Source organism: Pseudarthrobacter sp. NCCP-2145, assembly GCF_023708005.1.
Lineage (GTDB): Bacteria > Actinomycetota > Actinomycetes > Actinomycetales > Micrococcaceae > Arthrobacter > Arthrobacter oxydans.
In genome coordinates this window covers 86004-101993 of record NZ_BRCG01000011.1, presented here as the reverse complement: position 1 = coordinate 101993, position 15990 = coordinate 86004, and the positions used below count along the sequence as shown (strand labels likewise).

Below are 15990 nucleotides of genomic sequence, written 5' to 3'. Positions count from 1 at the left end.
GCGGGTTGGTACTGCGGGGGCCGGCTCAGATGCGGCAGGCGTGGATGCTGCTGACCAGGATGGCGCGTGCACCGAGGTCGTACAGCTCGTCCATGATCCGGTTGGTTTCCTTCTTCGGGACCATGGAACGGACGGCCACCCAGTCGGAATCCCGCAGCGGGGAGACGGTGGGCGATTCCAGGCCGGGGGTCAGCGCGGCGGCACTTTCCACCAGTTCCTTGCGGATGTCGTAGTCCATCAGCACATACTGGCGGGCCACCAGCACGCCCTGGAGGCGGCGGATCAGGACCTCGATCTCCTTGGCGGTGCCGTTCGCAGCGCCGCCTTCGCCGGTGCGGCGGATCAGCACGGCCTCGGACTTCAGGATGGGATCGCCGAAGATTTCCATTCCGGCGGCCTTGAGGGTGTTGCCGGTTTCCACGACGTCGGCGATGGCGTCTGCCACGCCCAGCCTGACGGATGATTCAACGGCGCCGTCCAGGCGGACCACCTTGGCGTTGATGCCCTTCCCGGCGAGGTAGCCGCGGAGCAGGCCGTCGTAGCTGGTGGCCAGCCGCTTGCCCTCAAGCTGCTCCACCTTGGCGAAGTCCCCGACGGGACCTGCAAAACGGAATGTGGACGCCGCGAAGCCCAGCGGAAGGAGCTCTTCCGCCTCCACTTCGGCATCCAGGAGAAGGTCGCGTCCGGTGATGCCGACGTCGAGCGTCCCCTGGCCGACGTACACCGCGATGTCCCGCGGGCGGAGGAAGAAGAACTCGATGTCGTTGTCCGGGTCCACCATAACGAGTTCACGGGTGTCCCGCCGCTGGCGGTAGCCCGCCTCGGAGAGCATGGCAGAGGCGGCTTCGGACAGGGAGCCCTTGTTGGGGACGGCTACTCGCAGCATTGGGGGTCTTTCTGGTGTGGGGAGGTCTAGGTGTTCAGGCAATGCAGGCCACGGCGGGCACCGGCGGCGTGGAGCGCGCCGGACCGGTGGCTACAGATGCTTGTAGACGTCTTCCAGGGTCAGGCCTTTGGCGAGCATCAGAACCTGCAGGTGGTACAGCAGCTGGGAAATTTCCTCTGCCGCGGCTTCATCGGATTCATATTCGGCAGCCATCCATACTTCGGCTGCTTCCTCAACGACTTTCTTGCCGATGCCGTGCACACCGGAGTCCAATTCAGCGACGGTGCGGGAGCCTTCCGGGCGGGTGGCTGCCTTCTCGCTGAGCTCAGCGAACAGCGTCTCGAAATTCTTCACGCCCTCCAGCCTACTTGCTGCAGCCCACAGGGCGCTTCCCGGGCCGTTGCATGACGGGCGCGATGTGAGCGAATACACAAGCGCGCCCGTCCTGCGGGCTCCGTTACTTGCCGTACTGCTTGAGCACGACGGCGGTGGCCAGCGCCGCGGTGACGGCCTCGTGGCCTTTGTCTTCCTTGGAGCCGGGAAGGCCGGCACGGTCCAGGCCCTGCTGTTCGGTGTCGCAGGTCAGGACGCCGAAGCCCACCGGGACGCCGGTGCGCACGCTGACGTCGGTGAGTCCCGACGTCGCTGCCTGGCACACGTAGTCAAAGTGCGGGGTTCCGCCGCGGATGACGACGCCGAGGGCCACGACGGCGTCGAAGTGCGGTGCGAGCCGGGCGGCGGCAACCGGCAGCTCAAAGCTTCCCGGTACGCGCAGGACGGTGGGCTCGGCGATGCCGGCGTCCTTCGCTGCCCGGAGCGCTCCGTCCAGCAGCCCGTCCATGATCTGGGTGTGCCAGCTGGCCGCCACAATCGCCAGCCGCAGCTGGGACGTTTCTGCGGGGTTGAGGGTGCTGAGGTCGATATCGGGGGCGCCGTGTCCGCTCATGGGTCAGTCTCTTCCGTTCAGTGGTGGTGTGTGTTGTCAGTGCCGGGGCCGGAGGGCAGGCCTCAGCCGGTCAGTCTTGTTCGTGGTCGAAGGTTTCCGGGGTGGTGACGGGAACAGCCACCACATGGGTGTCCAGCAGCAGCCGATGTTCCATGCGGTCCTTCTTGGTGCGCAGGTAGCGGATGTTCTCGTCGCGGGACGGCACTTCGGTGGGAACCATCTCCACTACCTTCACACCAGCCCGTGCCAGCCTGTTCTGCTTGTCCGGGTTGTTGCTCAGGAGCCGCACCTCATGGAGTCCCATCTCCGCGAGGACCTGGGCCGCGGCGTTGTAGGAGCGGGCGTCCACGGGAAGGCCCAGCTGCTCGTTGGCCTCGACCGTGTCGAAGCCGGCCTCCTGCAGTGCGTAGGCCTTGATCTTGTTGGCCAGGCCGATGCCCCGGCCTTCCTGCCCCCGCAGGTAGAGCAGGGTGCCGCCGTTTTGCTGGATCATTTCCAGGGCGAAGGCAAGCTGCTCCCCGCAATCGCAGCGGTAGGACCCAAAAATGTCGCCGGTGAGGCATTCCGAGTGCAGCCGGACGAGGGGGGCCTTGCCGTCCTTGGGCGGGTTGGGGGAACTGACGGCCAGGTGCTCCACGCCGGTCACCAGGTCGGTCCAGGCCTGCGCCACGAAATCACCGAAGGCCGTGGGCAGCTGCACTATCGGGCCGCCGCTCACGGGGTGCGGGGCAACGCCGCTGCTGCTGCGCTCCTGACCGTTGGCGGAGGACCCGTGGCTTATCGGGGAAGCCCCCAAACCGTCCCGGGAATTTCCGTGGCCGTTCGGCGAACCGCTGTTGCGGGCTGTCGAAGAGGTCATCGTGTCTCCTTCTTGCCGCCCGCAACTTCGCGGGCGCTCTCCGTGGGCTGGGCTTCCCCCGCTGCGAGGTAGGCCGCCAGATCCTCTATGGAGATCAGGGGGCAGCCATGCTCTGCCGCGAAGGTCCGGAGCCCGTCCAGGCGCATCATCTCGCCGTCGTCGTACACAACTTCTGCTATCACGCCCACCGGTTCGAGGCCGGCCAGGCGGCACAGGTCCACCGCAGCCTCGGTGTGGCCGGGGCGTTCCCGCACACCACCGTCAACTGCACGGAGCGGAAATATATGCCCGGGCCTGGTCAGGGACGCCGGCACGGCGTGGGGGTCGGCCAGGACCCTGGCGGTAAGGGCCCGGTCCGTGGCGGAGATTCCTGTGCTCACACCCAGCGCGGCGTCGCAGGAAACGGTGTACGCGGTTCCCTTGGCGTCCTCGTTGACCGACACCATGGGAGGCAGCGCAAGGGCATCCGCCCGGTCGCCGGACAGCGGAACGCAGATGACGCCCGAGCTGTAGCGGATGGTCCATCCCATCAGCGCGGGGGTGGCATGCTGTGCCGCGAAGATGATGTCGCCCTCGTTTTCGCGGTCCTCGTTGTCCACCACGAGCACCGGCCTGCCGGCGGCCATGGCCTGCACTGCCACTTCAATCGAGTCGAGCCCGCGGGCATCGGGGGCAGGAACGACGCCTGCCGGCGCTGCCTCTGGTTCGAGCCGGAGCACGGCGTTCACAGTGCACCTCCGTCAGCAGCTGCCGGCGCCGAAGTCCTGAACGCAAGGAGGCGTTCCGTGTACTTGGCCAGGACGTCCACCTCGAGGTTGACCCGGCTGCCCGTGGTCTTGGAACCCAGCCCGGTTTCGGCCAGGGTGGTGGGGATCAGGCCCACTTCGAACCAGGGCTCGGGCTCGGCGGCCTCGCTGACGGCGGTGACGGTGAGGGAGACGCCGTCGATGGCGATCGAGCCCTTTTCCGCGATGTAGCGGGCCAGGTTGGCGGGCACGCCGAACCGGAGCCGCTCCCAGTTGCCCAGTGCTTCCCGTTCCAGCAGCACGCCGACGCCGTCAACATGCCCCTGCACCACATGCCCGTCCAGCCGGCCGCCCGCAGGAACACAGCGCTCAAGGTTGACGGAGTCGCCGGGCGCCAGTTCGCCGATGGTGCTGCGGACCAAAGTCTCCCCCATCACGTCGACGCTGAAGTCCGCGCCGTTGATCCCGGTGGCCGTCAGGCAGACACCGTTCACGGCCACGGAGCCGCCCAGGGCGAGCCCTTCAGTGCTGCCGGGCGCATGCAGCCGGAGGGTGGCGCTGGCGTCCCCGTCCCGCTCGACGGACAGAACGTGCCCTTGTTCGGCAATAATTCCGGTAAACATCAGTGGCCTTCCTGGGCTTGTTCCGCGGTTGCGCGGGATGGTTGGGGGTCTAGGGCAACGGTTCGTTGCGGTCTCAGGTGGAGTCTCAGGTCGCGGCCCAGCCTGCGCACGGCACCGCCGTCGGACTCGTCCCATTCCCACTGCTGGGCGTCGGCGAGGGTGGTGATGCCGAGGCCGTCCAGGGCCGGTGTGCCGGAGCCGAGCAGGGTGGGCGCCAGGTACACGATGAGCTCATCCACGAGTCCGGCGGCAAGGAACGCGCTCAGGATGCGCGAGCCTCCCTCGACCATGAGGTGGCGGGTCCCGGACGCGTAGAGCAGGGACAACGCCTCGTGCGGGTCGCGGGTGCGCAGGTGCGTGACCCGCCCGTCAGTTCCGCGTACGGCGGCCCCGCCTGGGACGTCCCGCAAGCCCATGACAGCCCGGACCGGCTGGTTCGGCGCCGGTGTTCCCTGTGGGTCGCGGGCGGTGAGCCGGGGGTTGTCCACCAGGACGGTCTGGGTGCCCACCAGGATGGCGTCGATCCGCCCGCGGATGGCGTGGTTGTCCGCGAGGGATTCCGGGCTGGATATCCACTGGCTGGTGCCGTCCTGGGCAGCGATGCGGCTGTCCAGCGTCTGGGCGATGTGGAGGGTGACGAAAGGCCGCTTCGCGGTCACCGCCTCGAACCACTGCCGGTTCAGGTCCAGGGATTCAGCGGCTCCCAGGCCGCTGCGGACGCGGACGCCGGCGGCCCGCAGCGTTGCCGCTCCACCTGCCGCAGGGTCGTGCGGATCGTCCACGGCGTAAACGACGTCCGTTATTCCGGCGGCAATGATGGCCTGCGCGCACGGGCCGGTGCGCCCGAGGTGGTTGCAGGGTTCCAGCGTCACCAGCATGGTGCAGCCTGAGAGATCCACGCCCGCTGCTGCCGCCTGGGCGATGGCGTCGGCCTCCGCATGCGCGGTGCCGGCGCCGCGGTGGAACCCGGTGATCAGGTGGTTGCCCTCAGGATCGACGACGACGGCGCCCACCAGGGGGTTCGCCCCGCGCGGGCCCCGCAGGGCTGCTTGCAGCGCAGCCTCCATGGCCCTGGTCTCGCCTGCGCTGAAGGCGGTAACGACGCCGTCGGCGGGCTGGAGCGGGTGGCCCGGATGCAGGGCGGTGCCGGCTCCGGCACCAAGAGATTGTGTGGCCGCCGTCATGCCGCGACCATCGCCACGGCTGCGTCCCCCGCTGAAGCGGCGGGACGTCCGGCATCTAAGAGCCATCGCTTGGGGTTCATTCCGTGTCGTTCCTTCCCTCTCGAAGCGCGATGGCTCCGGGGGTATACGACAGCAGAAGGCTGCGGGACCGGGACGGCCCCACAGGTACAGCTGTACGTGCTTCTCTCATCCAGACTTTAACTGTCGGTACCGGAATTTCACCGGTTCAACCGTCTGCCGGGCTTTCCTTGCGGAAGGCACCGGCTCGCGGGTCGCGGACTGTCACCGCCGGTTCGGACTTACACCGACCCCGGAGCACGTATGTGTGTTGCTATTGTGCCATAACCGGCACGGGCTCCCGCCTATTCCGCAGACGCCGCACGTAACGAACGGCCGCCCTGCATGCGGAGCCGTTCAATGGCAGCGGCGGGGTCGTCAGCGCCGTAGACAGCGGAGCCGGCAACAAAAACGGTGGCGCCGGCGTCGGCTGCCCTGACGATGGTTTCCTCCGTGATGCCGCCGTCCACCTGGATGGCCACGTCCGCTCCGGACCCGTCGATGGCTGCCCTTGCCCGCCGGATTTTTGGCAGGGTGAGGTCCAGGAAGGCCTGTCCCCCGAACCCGGGTTCAACGGTCATGATGAGCAGCATGTCCAGCTCGGTGAGCATATCCAGGTACGGATCCACAGGGGTTGCGGGCCGAAGCGCCATCCCCGCCTTCGACCCCCTGCTGCGGAGTTCGCGCGCCAGCTTCACCGGGGCGATGGAGGCCTCGGCATGGAAGGTGACCGACGCCAGGCCGGCGTCGGCAAATCCCGGCGCCCAACGGTCGGCATCGGCGATCATGAGGTGCGCGTCCAGGGGGATGGGGCTGACCGCCTGGATGCGCTGCACCACGGGCAGTCCGATGGTCAGGTTGGGGACAAAGTGGTTGTCCATAACATCCACGTGCACGGCGTCAGCGGTGCTGATGCGCTGCAGTTCCGCCTCCAGGTTGACGAAGTCGGCGGAGAGGATGCTCGGGTTGATGCAGCATTGCGTCACGGGGTTGCCTTTCACTGGGTCTGTTGTTCGCTTTCGCCTAGGCCTTTTTATGGATGAGTGCCAGGAACATGGCGTCCGTCCCATGGATATGCGGCCAGAGCTGGGCCGTGGACTCATGGCCCGCCTCCAGCTTCCCCGGAAGGCTGACGGCGTCCAGTGCTGCCCCGGCGTCCAGGAGCTCCAGGTCGTCACGCTTGCGGAGGGCATCGGCAACCACTGCGGTGGTCTCCGCCGGGTGCGGGGAACACGTCACGTAGGCCACCACTCCCCCGGGCCGCACGGCTGCCAGCGCCGAGGCGAGGAGCTCGCGCTGCAACGGACCGAGGTCCGCCAGGTCTTTGGGCGACCGGCGCCAGCGGGACTCGGGCCGGCGCCGCAAGGCGCCCAGCCCGCTGCAGGGAACGTCCACCAGGACGCGGTCAAAAGAGCCGGGCCGTTCGGAGCCGAGGTCGCGGCCGTCACCGGTGCGGACCTGCCATGTTTCGGCCGGCACGGCCGAGAGGGCCTGGCTCACCAGCTTGGCCCGGTGTGGGGCGGGCTCATTGGCCAGCAGCGTGGCGCCCTGCTGCTTTGCCAGTGCGCCGAGCAGGGCTGCCTTTCCACCGGGGCCGGCACACAGGTCCAGCCATGCCTCGGCTTGTCCGGCGCCTGTCCCGCCCGCCGGCCCGCCAAGATCGACGGCCGCCATGGCCCGGGCCACCAGCTGCGAGCCAACGTCCTGGACGCGGGTGGTTCCTTCCCGGACTGATGAGAAGCGTCCCAGGTCACCGCCACTGGAAAGAGCCGAACCCTCGACGAGCCCACCCGGAGTAGCGCCGTGTTCCAAGGCCTCGTCCAGGTTGCCGAGCCCCGGGAGGGCTACCAGGTTAACCACGGGGGCAGCGTTGTCCGCTTCCAGCAGGTTGTTGATTTCATCGGCGGAGCGCCCGTGTGCAACCAGTGACTGGCGCATTGCGCGGACGATCCATTCGGGGTGGGCGTAGCGGAGCGCAGCGATCTTCGTTGCGTCGGTCTCCCCGGCCACGAGGTCGTCCAGCCACTCCTCCAGGGTGTGCGCGGCAACTTTGCGCAGCACGGCATTGATGAGCGCAGACGGGCCTGCCCCGATCACGGCGCGCGCCAGCCCGACGGTTTGGTCCAGGGCGGCGTGTGCCGGCACGCGCATGGCGAGCAGCTGGTGCGCCCCGATGCGCAGGGCATCCAGGATGGCGGGATCCAGCTGGTCCAGGGGGCGGTCCACGCAGCGGGCCAGGATGGCGTCGTAGGTGCCTTGGCCGCGCAGGGCGCCGTAGGTCAGTTCGGTGGCGAATCCGGCGTCGCGCTTGTCCAGCCCGTGGTGGCGGATCCGTGCCGGCAGGACAAGGTTGGCGTAGGCGTCCTCCGCCGCTACGGCGCGCAGGACTTCGAAGGCGACAAGACGGGCAGGATCCGCCCGTCGAGTGCGCTGGGACGGGGCGCTGTCCGTGAAGCTCCGCTGCGGACCGCGGTTGCGTTCACGGCCCTGGGCGTTACGGCGGCTGTTGTCCCGGGGTCCGCCTTTGCCGCGGCCCTGCCCGGAGTTGCCCTGCCCGCTCCCACGCCCGCCTGGATTGCCGCCGGACCCGCTCATTCGAACACCACGCTTTCAAGGGAAGCCATGCCGCGTGCCCAATCAGCCGCGGCCATCATCTTTTTGCCTGCCGGCTGGATCCTGGTCAGTTCCACCGCGTGGGAACCTGTGCCCACCAGCACGCTCTTGCCGTGCAGCGCCAGGGCTCCCGGAGCAAGTGTCGTGACGTCCGGACGCAGCCGGACCGGTTCCAGTTTCACCCTCTGCCCGTCCAGCACCGTCCACGCACCCGGTTCGGGAGTGACGCCGCGGGCCTGCCGGCTGATGGCAAGGGCGGGATGGCTCCACTTCAGGTGGCCATCCTCAAGGGTCAGCTTGGGCGCCAGGGACACCTCGCCGGCCTGCGGCTGCGCCGAGGCCTTGCCTGCCCCAATGGCGGACAGCGTCTGGGCCAGGAGGACCGCACCGCTGCGGGACAGCCTTTCCAGGAGTTCGCCTGCGGTGTCCTCGGGCCCCACGGACTCGGTCAGGGTGCCGAAGACGGGGCCGGTGTCCAGCCCCTCTTCCAGCAGGAAGGTCACAGCCCCGGTGACGTCGTCCCCGGCCATGACGGCGCGCTGCACGGGCGCCGCTCCGCGCCACGCAGGCAGCAGGGAAAAGTGCAGGTTGATCCAGCCATGCCGGGGAACGGCCAGGGCGGCAGGCGGAACCAGCCCGCCGTAGGCAACGATGGCGGCCACATCAGGGTTTACGTCAGCGATCCTGGCGGTTGCCCCGGCATCAACGCGGGCTGCGCGGATGACCTCGATTCCGAGTTCGGCGGCGCGCGCAGCCACGGGCGACGGCGTGAGGACGCGCTTGCGGCCCACGGGGGCGTCGGGGCGGGTCAGCACGGCGACGACGTCGAAGCCTGCCTCCACCAGCGCATCAAGGGACGGGACGGCGACGGCGGGGGTTCCCGCGAAGAGGACCCTCACCCGGCGTTACCGGCCGCTCCGGGACCAAAACTGGAGCCGGGCAGGGAGCCGCCGAAGCTGGATCCGACCGTCTTGGCGCGCTTGGCGGCCGTCCGCTCTGTGACCGAGCCGTAGTTGGCATTACGTATGGACCGCAGGGCGGCCTTGCGGTCTTCCCCCTCCAGCCGGTCGGTGTAGAGGATGCCGTCCAGGTGGTCGTTCTCGTGCTGGAAGCACCGCGCGAGCATCCCTTCCCCTTCCACCGTGACGGGGTTGCCGTGCATGTCCACGCCGGTCACGCGGGTGGAGCGGAAGCGCCGGACGGGAAAGCCAAGTCCGGGAATGGACAGGCAGCCCTCCACCTGGTCGTCCTGGTAATCCTCGCTGTTTTCCAGGACGGGGTTGATGATGTGCCCTTCCACGCCGTCAATCCGGTAGGTGAAAACCCTCTGGCTGATGCCTACTTGGGGCGCGGCCAGGCCTGCACCGTCCACGTCCTCCATGGTTTCGGTCATATCCGCGACCAGTTTGGCCAGCTCCGGCCCGAATTCCGTCACGGGATCGGCCACTGTGCGCAGCACAGGATCGCCGATGATGCGGATATTCAGGATAGCCATGCGCAGTAATTCCTTACAGTTGGCGGGAAAGGGAACCTGTCCAGTTTAGGCGCAGTCATATGGGCCGCCGTCAAACGCCTAAGCAGTCTTTACGTGTGCCAGCGGCGGCGGGGCGATGGGAAGCAGCGCGGCACCGGCGCTGATGGTGTCCGCCGAGAGCTCCCACACCCGCCTCAAGGCACAGAACTTCCACCAGTGGTGCTTGAGGACCTCGGGATTGGCCCGCACAGGACGCACTTCGGTTTCCCCGATGGCCACTGCCAGGAGGACGGGGTCCTCCCCGTACTTCCACGGCTCCCAGGTCCCGGCCACGGGATCAACAAGGCTCTCTTCCGCCTTCATCCCGGCGACAAGCTGCATCACCACCTTGTCATCGAGCGGTTTGACCAGGCCGTCCCGGGTGGTGCCCTTGGTCTTGTAGTCGATAAGGCAGACGCGGCCGTTGATGCGGGCCACCAGGTCCAGGGTTCCCGCGTATCCCACTGCGTTGTTCCAGACCGTGATTTCCGGGGCGATGGGCTCCACCCGGTACAGCTCCCACCACTCGTCAAAGCGGACCGCGAAGGCTTCCTCGCCGTTGGCTGCCAGGGCCTCACGGGTTTCCTTCATGGCGTGCGGGCGGCCCAGGGCGCGGAGCGCCACCTGCTCGCAGTAGTTGTGCACCCGGTCCCCGCGCTTCGCGGCTTCATCGCGGTACGTCTCGGCCGCCCTGGCTGCCCGGCTGACGGCCTGCTTGATCTTGGCAGGGCTGCCCAGGCAGTCCGCCAGCAGGGGATCGTTCGCCAGGCTGCTCGCGCCCATGTAGCCGAACCAGCCATCCAGTCCGTGCGGCTGCTGGCTGATGACGGTGGTGATGGACGGAACCGAGTACTGCTCCGACGTTGAGCGGGCGTACATCCGGCCGTATTCGGTGGCGTGGGCGAGGAGTGGAGCTGTCATGGAAAAAACTCTTTCACAGGGGGCCGACAAAATCAGCAGGCACGGATCCGCGCACAAAAAAGGTCCGCTTCCGCTGCGCGCGGAAACGGACCTTTGTGCGGTGGGCGATACTGGGTTCGAACCAGTGACCTCTTCGGTGTGAACGAAGCGCGCTACCACTGCGCCAATCGCCCTGATGCACTTGAATGCTAGCCGACGCCGCACCCAATTCAAAAATCGGCGCTTCCGGCCCCATCCCCAGGCAGCCAAAAGCGCCCCGACCCGCCCTGCACCCTGCCGAAGGTGGCACCCAGGCGCGCATCCGTCGTCGTAAATTACACAGCTGTAAGTAGGCCAAAACCGCGCCATTGCTGGGAAGAAAGGACACAAAGGGCAATCGGGGCGCCGGCGATTTGGAGAATCCTTGAACCTCCTATATTGTTTTTACTCGTTGGAACGCGAGGAAATGCCGGAAACGGCAGGGAATCAGCCTCCAAAATGCGGACGTAGCTCAGCTGGTAGAGCACCACCTTGCCAAGGTGGATGTCGCGAGTTCGAATCTCGTCGTCCGCTCGCAGGACACTGTCACAGCAACGGTTCTCCGGAACCGACGCTTACACGGTGGGTTGGCCGAGAGGCGAGGCAGCGGCCTGCAAAGCCGTATACACGGGTTCGAATCCCGTACCCACCTCGGTGAAAACCATGGTTTCCGGATCACCTCCGGATGGACATGGGCGATTGGCGCAGCGGTAGCGCGCTTCCCTGACACGGAAGAGGTCACTGGTTCGATCCCAGTATCGCCCACCAAGCAAGGAAACTTGCTTCATGCAGTTCGACCGGCCCCCCGCCGGAACGCACTTCATATCTGCGGACGTAGCTCAGCTGGTAGAGCACCACCTTGCCAAGGTGGATGTCGCGAGTTCGAATCTCGTCGTCCGCTCTCTTGTTTCTTAAGATCCCATCAGCCGGTCTTCCGGTTCCGGGCGATTGGCGCAGCGGTAGCGCGCTTCCCTGACACGGAAGAGGTCACTGGTTCGATCCCAGTATCGCCCACATGCAGCAGCTCCCCGGAGCTGCTTTTTTCGTGCCCGGCCACCGTGTGCGCCCTCATCCACGGCGCCCTTGCCGGAGACATACGAACGGCAACCACTGCAGGCAGGCGTGCATCCGCTGCGGGCGAACGCCTTGTACCCCTGATTTCCTTGGCAGGCCTTCCGGACGGCGCTAGGATCGAATGCGGAGGAGCGACCTGGCTCCGCGATTGAAGGGAGGTGCTCGTGGGACTGATTGACGATCTAAAGGGCAAGGCTCAGGGTCTCATCCGCGGCAACGAGCAGGCCATCAAGAACGGCATCAACAAGGCCGGTGATTTTGTGGACACCAAGACCGGAGGCAAGTACTCGGGCCACGTCAACAAGGTCCAGGATGGCGCTTCCAAGCTCATTGACAAGAACGGCACCCCGGGACAGGCACCTGCCGCCGAGCAGGTTCCGCCGGTCACTCCCGTCAACCCGGTTCCGCCGGCTGACAGGACTCCGTAAACAGGATTTGGCCAGGGTCTTGCCCTAGCACGTCAAGGGGGTGCAGGTCCCGCCGGGAGGCGGCACCTGCACCTTTGGCGTTTAAGCGGGACGTTCAGCCGGCATGCCCAGGCCGATTGAGGCTTCACGAAACAGGGCCGGTAACCTGCCCCTATGGCGAAGTCCCCCGCATATCCCACGGCACAGCAGTCACCCGGTCGGCACAAGCTCGATTCCCGCCCCGTTGTGGCTGGTATCGTCACCGCGCTGGTGGGCTTCACGTCCTCCTTCGCCGTGGTCCTGGCCGGGCTCAGGGCAGTGGGCGCCAGCCCCGCGCAGGCGGCGTCCGGACTGCTGGCACCGACCGTGGCCGTGGGCCTGGGGGTGCTCTGGCTTTCATGGCGTTCCAAAGTGCCGGTGACCCTCGCCTGGTCCACGCCCGGCGCTGCCCTGCTGGCAACGTCCGGAACGGTCGACGGCGGGTGGCCGGCCGCCGTCGGGGCCTTCCTTGCCACCGGGGTGCTGATCGCCATGACCGGCCTGGTCCCGGCCCTGGGGCGGCTGATGGCAAGGATCCCGGCGACCCTTGCGCAGGCCATGCTCGCCGGCGTCCTGCTGCAGCTCTGCCTGGCACCGTTCAAGGCACTGGGGACAGTCCCGCTGTTCATTGCGCCGGTCATCCTGTGCTGGCTGCTGATGATGAAGCTGGCGCCCCGCTGGTCCGTCCCGGCAGCCCTGCTGGCGGCCCTGGCCGTGATCGGGATGTCCCTGGCCTCAGGGGGCACCTCCCTGGGGGAGGGCGAAATCCTTCCAGCCCTTGAATGGACCACGCCGGCCTTCAGCCTGCAGGCCATGGCGGGTATTGCGCTTCCGCTGTTTGTGGTGACCATGGCATCGCAGAACGTCCCCGGCGTGGCAGTGCTCCGGTCTTTCGGCTATGACACCCCGTGGCGTCCCGCCATGCTGGTGACCGGTGCGGGCACCGCGGCAGCAGCGCCGTTCGGCGCCCACGCCATTAATCTCGCCGCGCTCAGCGCCGCCCTGGCAGCCGGTGAGGAGGCAGGGCTGGACCGGCACCGCCGGTGGGTGGCCGGCTTCACGTCCGGGCTTGCCTACCTTGTGCTGGCTGCGTTCTCCGCCGCGCTGGTGACCCTGGTGACGGCCGCACCGGCCGGCATGCTCGAAGCCGTGGCCGGCCTGGCACTCCTGGGGACCCTGGCCGGTGCCGTGTCAGCCGCGCTGGCCGATGCGGAGGACAGGATAGCCCCGGCCGTCACCTTCCTCATGGCGGCCTCGGGCCTTGCCTTCGCCGGTATTGGGTCGGCGTTTTGGGCACTCGCTGCCGGGCTGGCGGTCCGCCTGGTGCTAAGGCCGCGCAGTCCCGGAGCAACAGGCTGACCGGGCCGGACCGCCGCTAGGACGGTTCGTGGTTCTGGCCTTCGCGGGCCAGTGCGGTGAGCCTGGAAACGGCGCGGAAGTACTTCTTCATGTAGCCGCCCGTCATCATTTCCTCCGTGAACAGCTGGTCGAACGGAACACCGCTGGCGAGGATGGGGACATCCTTGTCGTAAAGCCGGTCAGCAAGCACCACGAACCTCAGCGCCACGGCCTGTTCGGTGATGGTGTGGACGTTGCGCCACACCACGCCGTCAATGCCGTCAATGAGCTGGCGGTAGCGGCTGGGGTGCACGCCCGCCAGGTGATGGATCAGCGTGCTGAACTCGTCCTGGGCCACCGTCTTCCCATCGAACTCCGCCTTCATGTGCGAGGACAGTTCGCTGTTCTTCAGGGGCGCCGGCGCTGCGGGCAGTCCGCGGTGCCGGAAGTCTTCCCCGTCGATCCGGAGGACGTCGAACTGGTCCGCGAGGACCTGGATTTCACGCTGAAAGTCGACGGCTGCGAACCTGCCGTCGCCCAGCGATCCGGGCAGGGTGTTGGAGGTGGCTGCGAGCTTTACCCCGGCGTCGGCCAGTTCACGCATGAGCCGGGACATGAGGACGGTGTCGCCGGGATCGTCGAGCTCGAACTCATCGATGCACACAAGTTTGTAGCTGCTGAGCGCGTCCACCGTCTTGCGGAAGGACAGCGCACCCACCAGGTTGGTGTACTCCACGAAGGTGCCAAAAGCTTTGGGGCCGGGCGAGGCATGCCAGAGCGAGGCGAGCAGGTGCGTCTTGCCGACGCCGAACCCGCCGTCGAGGTAGATGCCGGCTCGGGTTTCGTCCTTCTTGGCGAAGAACTTCTTGAACAGTCCTCCCCCGCCCGCGGAGCCCACGCCGTCGGCAAACCCCTCCAGCGCCCTGACGGCCGCAGACTGGCTGGGCTGCTTGGGATCGGGGCGGTAGCTGGAAAAGGAAACCTGGCCGAACCGCGGCGATGGATAGAAACCTTTGAGGAGCTCATCCACCGAAACTGCCGGAGTGCGGGCGGCAAGCTGTTCGATCTGTACCAAGGGGGTCCGTTCTGCTGGTGGTTGGTCCCCAGAAAGAATACGGCAATGCGGCGCCCCGTTTCCGTCCCATGATGCGCCACGCATTGCTCCCGCATACTGCGTCACCGGTTCCGGCCAGCGCAGCGTGATGAAGGCAACATTTCGTCCTGTTAACGGAATACGGACACCGGCCGGGGTGCTGGCTAGTGTGGAAGCAGGTCCCAATGCCGGCGCCGCCAGGTCCAGCAGGCTCCCCGTGTCCTCAATGAAAGGCCAAGATCATGCCCTACCCCGTTGAACAGAACGAGAAGTTCGCAGCCTACGCCCACCCGGAACGGCTGGTGTCCACCGGGTGGCTCGCTGCCGCCATCGAAAGCGGCGCCGTCGCCAACGGTGAGCTGGTGGTGGTCGAATCTGATGAGGACGTGCTGCTTTACGAAACCGGGCACATCCCCGGCGCCGTGAAGATCGACTGGCACACCGACCTGAACGACGACGTCACCCGCGACTATGTGGACGGAGCCGCGTTCGCCGAGCTGGCGGCGTCGAAAGGCATCTCCCGTGACAGCACCGTGGTCATCTACGGGGACAAATCCAACTGGTGGGCTGCCTACGCCCTCTGGGTCTTCACGCTTTTTGGCCACCAGGACGTGCGCCTGCTGGACGGCGGCCGGGACAAGTGGATTGCCGAAGGGCGCGAACTCACCAGGGAGAAGCCGGCCCCGGCCAGGGGTGACTACCCCGTCGTCGAGCGCAACGACGCCCCCATCCGTGCCTTCAAGGAGGACGTCCTTGCCCACCTGGGCAAGCCGCTCATCGACGTCCGCTCCCCCGAGGAATACACGGGCCAGCGCACGCACATGCCGGCGTACCCGGAGGAGGGCGCCCTCCGCGGCGGCCACATTCCCACGGCTGCCTCCATCCCCTGGGCACGCGCCGCCGCAGAGGACGGCACCTACCGCAGCCGTGCGGAACTTGAGGCCCTCTACCTCGACGAAGCCGGGCTGGCCGAAGGCGACGACGTTGTAGCGTACTGCCGCATCGGTGAGCGTTCCAGCCACACCTGGTTCGCCCTCAAGTACCTCCTGGGCTTCGATTCCGTCCGCAACTACGACGGTTCCTGGACCGAATGGGGCAACGCCGTGCGGGTGCCGATCGCCAAGGGCGCAGAGCGCGGTTCTGTTCCTGTTGCCGTCGGTTCCTGACGCGGCCCGTGCCGCAGCAATTGCGTAGACTTGAACCGATGACTACTCAAGCCTTGCCTTCCGCCCTCGCGGCCATCGTGGACGATTTCCAGGCCATGTCCGAACCCGAGCGGCTGCAGCTGCTGCTGGAATTCTCCGAGGGCCTGCCGGAACTTCCGGACCGGCTCAAGGACCACCCTGAGCTGCTGGAGCAGGTGGTGGAGTGCCAGTCGCCGCTCTTCCTCACTATCGAGACGGAGAACGACGGCGGCCCGGCCGGCGCCGTGCGCTTGTTCTTCAAGGCTCCCGCAGAGGCCCCGACAACGCGGGGGTTCGCCGGCGTGCTGCACGAGGGCCTGGACGGGTTGTCCGCGGAAGAGATCCTCTCCGTCCCGGACGACATGCCTGAACTCCTCGGACTCACCCGGGCCATCACGCCCCTCCGCATGCGCGGCATGACCGCCATGCTGGGAAGGATCAAGCGCAAGGTCGCTGCCGCGTCCGGCGTGCGCTCCTAGCCGCAGCCCG

The 15990-nt window shown here is 67.2% G+C and carries 17 protein-coding genes, 6 tRNA genes and 1 riboswitch; of the genes, 9 read left to right on the top strand and 14 right to left on the bottom strand.

What is annotated here, in order from left to right:
* Nucleotides 1–25 precede the first annotated feature (25 nt).
* The 13 genes from hisG to NFU08_RS11365 form a co-directional block, all read right to left on the bottom strand.
* Nucleotides 26–886, bottom strand: a complete 861-nt coding sequence (gene hisG / locus NFU08_RS11425; RefSeq protein ID WP_174179254.1) for an ATP phosphoribosyltransferase — start codon at nucleotides 884–886, stop codon at nucleotides 26–28.
* Nucleotides 887–976: 90 nt separating this feature from the next.
* A complete protein-coding gene (locus NFU08_RS11420; protein ID WP_015936881.1) occupies nucleotides 977–1240 on the bottom strand; it encodes a phosphoribosyl-ATP diphosphatase in 264 nt (87 codons plus the stop codon).
* Between the two features lie 103 nt (nucleotides 1241–1343).
* Nucleotides 1344–1832, bottom strand: coding sequence for a 6,7-dimethyl-8-ribityllumazine synthase (ribH, locus tag NFU08_RS11415; protein ID WP_104187712.1), 489 nt, complete (start codon nucleotides 1830–1832; stop codon nucleotides 1344–1346).
* Between the two features lie 70 nt (nucleotides 1833–1902).
* On the bottom strand, nucleotides 1903–2691 hold the full coding sequence (gene ribA, locus NFU08_RS11410; protein WP_246256304.1) for a GTP cyclohydrolase II: 789 nt from the start codon (nucleotides 2689–2691) through the stop codon (nucleotides 1903–1905).
* On the bottom strand, nucleotides 2688–3419 hold the full coding sequence (gene ribB, locus NFU08_RS11405; protein WP_174179256.1) for a 3,4-dihydroxy-2-butanone-4-phosphate synthase: 732 nt from the start codon (nucleotides 3417–3419) through the stop codon (nucleotides 2688–2690). Before ribB ends, ribA begins: the two co-directional genes overlap by 4 nt.
* Nucleotides 3416–4060 (bottom strand): riboflavin synthase, encoded by a 645-nt coding sequence (locus NFU08_RS11400; protein ID WP_174179259.1) that lies wholly within the window; start codon nucleotides 4058–4060, stop codon nucleotides 3416–3418. Before NFU08_RS11400 ends, ribB begins: the two co-directional genes overlap by 4 nt.
* A complete protein-coding gene (gene ribD, locus NFU08_RS11395; protein ID WP_251423463.1) occupies nucleotides 4060–5127 on the bottom strand; it encodes a bifunctional diaminohydroxyphosphoribosylaminopyrimidine deaminase/5-amino-6-(5-phosphoribosylamino)uracil reductase RibD in 1068 nt (355 codons plus the stop codon). The genes NFU08_RS11400 and ribD overlap by 1 nt, the downstream gene beginning before the upstream one ends.
* 290 nt (nucleotides 5128–5417) lie before the next feature.
* Nucleotides 5418–5567, bottom strand: a riboswitch (FMN riboswitch).
* Between the two features lie 39 nt (nucleotides 5568–5606).
* Complete coding sequence (gene rpe, locus NFU08_RS11390) at nucleotides 5607–6287, bottom strand: ribulose-phosphate 3-epimerase (protein WP_251423460.1); 681 nt, start codon at nucleotides 6285–6287, stop codon at nucleotides 5607–5609.
* A 37-nt stretch (nucleotides 6288–6324) separates the two neighbouring features.
* Complete coding sequence (locus NFU08_RS11385; RefSeq protein ID WP_251423323.1) at nucleotides 6325–7896, bottom strand: RsmB/NOP family class I SAM-dependent RNA methyltransferase; 1572 nt, start codon at nucleotides 7894–7896, stop codon at nucleotides 6325–6327.
* Nucleotides 7893–8813 carry a methionyl-tRNA formyltransferase gene (fmt, locus tag NFU08_RS11380; RefSeq protein ID WP_251423320.1) on the bottom strand — a complete coding sequence of 307 codons (921 nt, stop codon included), beginning with the start codon at nucleotides 8811–8813 and terminating at the stop codon, nucleotides 7893–7895. Before fmt ends, NFU08_RS11385 begins: the two co-directional genes overlap by 4 nt.
* The gene (gene def, locus NFU08_RS11375) at nucleotides 8810–9409 is read right to left on the bottom strand and encodes a peptide deformylase (protein ID WP_251423317.1); all 600 of its coding nucleotides are present in this window, start codon (nucleotides 9407–9409) and stop codon (nucleotides 8810–8812) included. The genes fmt and def overlap by 4 nt, the downstream gene beginning before the upstream one ends.
* Nucleotides 9410–9487: 78 nt before the next feature.
* Nucleotides 9488–10348, bottom strand: coding sequence for a cytochrome (locus NFU08_RS11370; protein ID WP_251423314.1), 861 nt, complete (start codon nucleotides 10346–10348; stop codon nucleotides 9488–9490).
* A 101-nt stretch (nucleotides 10349–10449) separates the two neighbouring features.
* Nucleotides 10450–10521 (bottom strand) — tRNA-Val (locus NFU08_RS11365).
* Between the two features lie 306 nt (nucleotides 10522–10827).
* On the opposite strand from NFU08_RS11365, the gene NFU08_RS11360 reads away from it, so the two are divergent.
* From NFU08_RS11360 to NFU08_RS11330, 7 genes are all read left to right on the top strand, one after another.
* Nucleotides 10828–10900, top strand: a tRNA-Gly gene (locus NFU08_RS11360).
* 47 nt (nucleotides 10901–10947) lie between these two features.
* Nucleotides 10948–11018: transfer RNA gene (locus NFU08_RS11355), tRNA-Cys, on the top strand.
* Nucleotides 11019–11059: 41 nt separating this feature from the next.
* Nucleotides 11060–11134, top strand: a tRNA-Val gene (locus tag NFU08_RS11350).
* A 60-nt stretch (nucleotides 11135–11194) separates the two neighbouring features.
* Nucleotides 11195–11267: transfer RNA gene (locus NFU08_RS11345), tRNA-Gly, on the top strand.
* Between the two features lie 41 nt (nucleotides 11268–11308).
* A tRNA-Val gene (locus NFU08_RS11340) sits at nucleotides 11309–11380 on the top strand.
* Nucleotides 11381–11604: 224 nt separating this feature from the next.
* A complete protein-coding gene (locus tag NFU08_RS11335) occupies nucleotides 11605–11868 on the top strand; it encodes an antitoxin (RefSeq protein WP_174179273.1) in 264 nt (87 codons plus the stop codon).
* A gap of 153 nt (nucleotides 11869–12021) precedes the next feature.
* Entirely contained in the window at nucleotides 12022–13245 is a 1224-nt protein-coding gene (locus NFU08_RS11330) for a benzoate/H(+) symporter BenE family transporter (protein WP_251423312.1), read from the top strand.
* Between the two features lie 16 nt (nucleotides 13246–13261).
* On the opposite strand, the gene zapE is transcribed toward NFU08_RS11330, so the two are convergent.
* Nucleotides 13262–14299: a cell division protein ZapE gene (gene zapE / locus NFU08_RS11325; RefSeq protein WP_188730021.1), complete on the bottom strand. Its 1038-nt coding sequence runs from the start codon at nucleotides 14297–14299 to the stop codon at nucleotides 13262–13264.
* A 260-nt stretch (nucleotides 14300–14559) separates the two neighbouring features.
* Between zapE and NFU08_RS11320 the strand changes: the two genes are divergently transcribed.
* Both NFU08_RS11320 and NFU08_RS11315 read left to right on the top strand, forming a co-directional pair.
* Nucleotides 14560–15483, top strand: coding sequence for a sulfurtransferase (locus NFU08_RS11320; RefSeq protein WP_251423308.1), 924 nt, complete (start codon nucleotides 14560–14562; stop codon nucleotides 15481–15483).
* A gap of 38 nt (nucleotides 15484–15521) precedes the next feature.
* Nucleotides 15522–15980, top strand: a complete 459-nt coding sequence (locus tag NFU08_RS11315; protein ID WP_174179281.1) for a SufE family protein — start codon at nucleotides 15522–15524, stop codon at nucleotides 15978–15980.
* The last annotated feature ends 10 nt before the right edge of the window (nucleotides 15981–15990 follow it).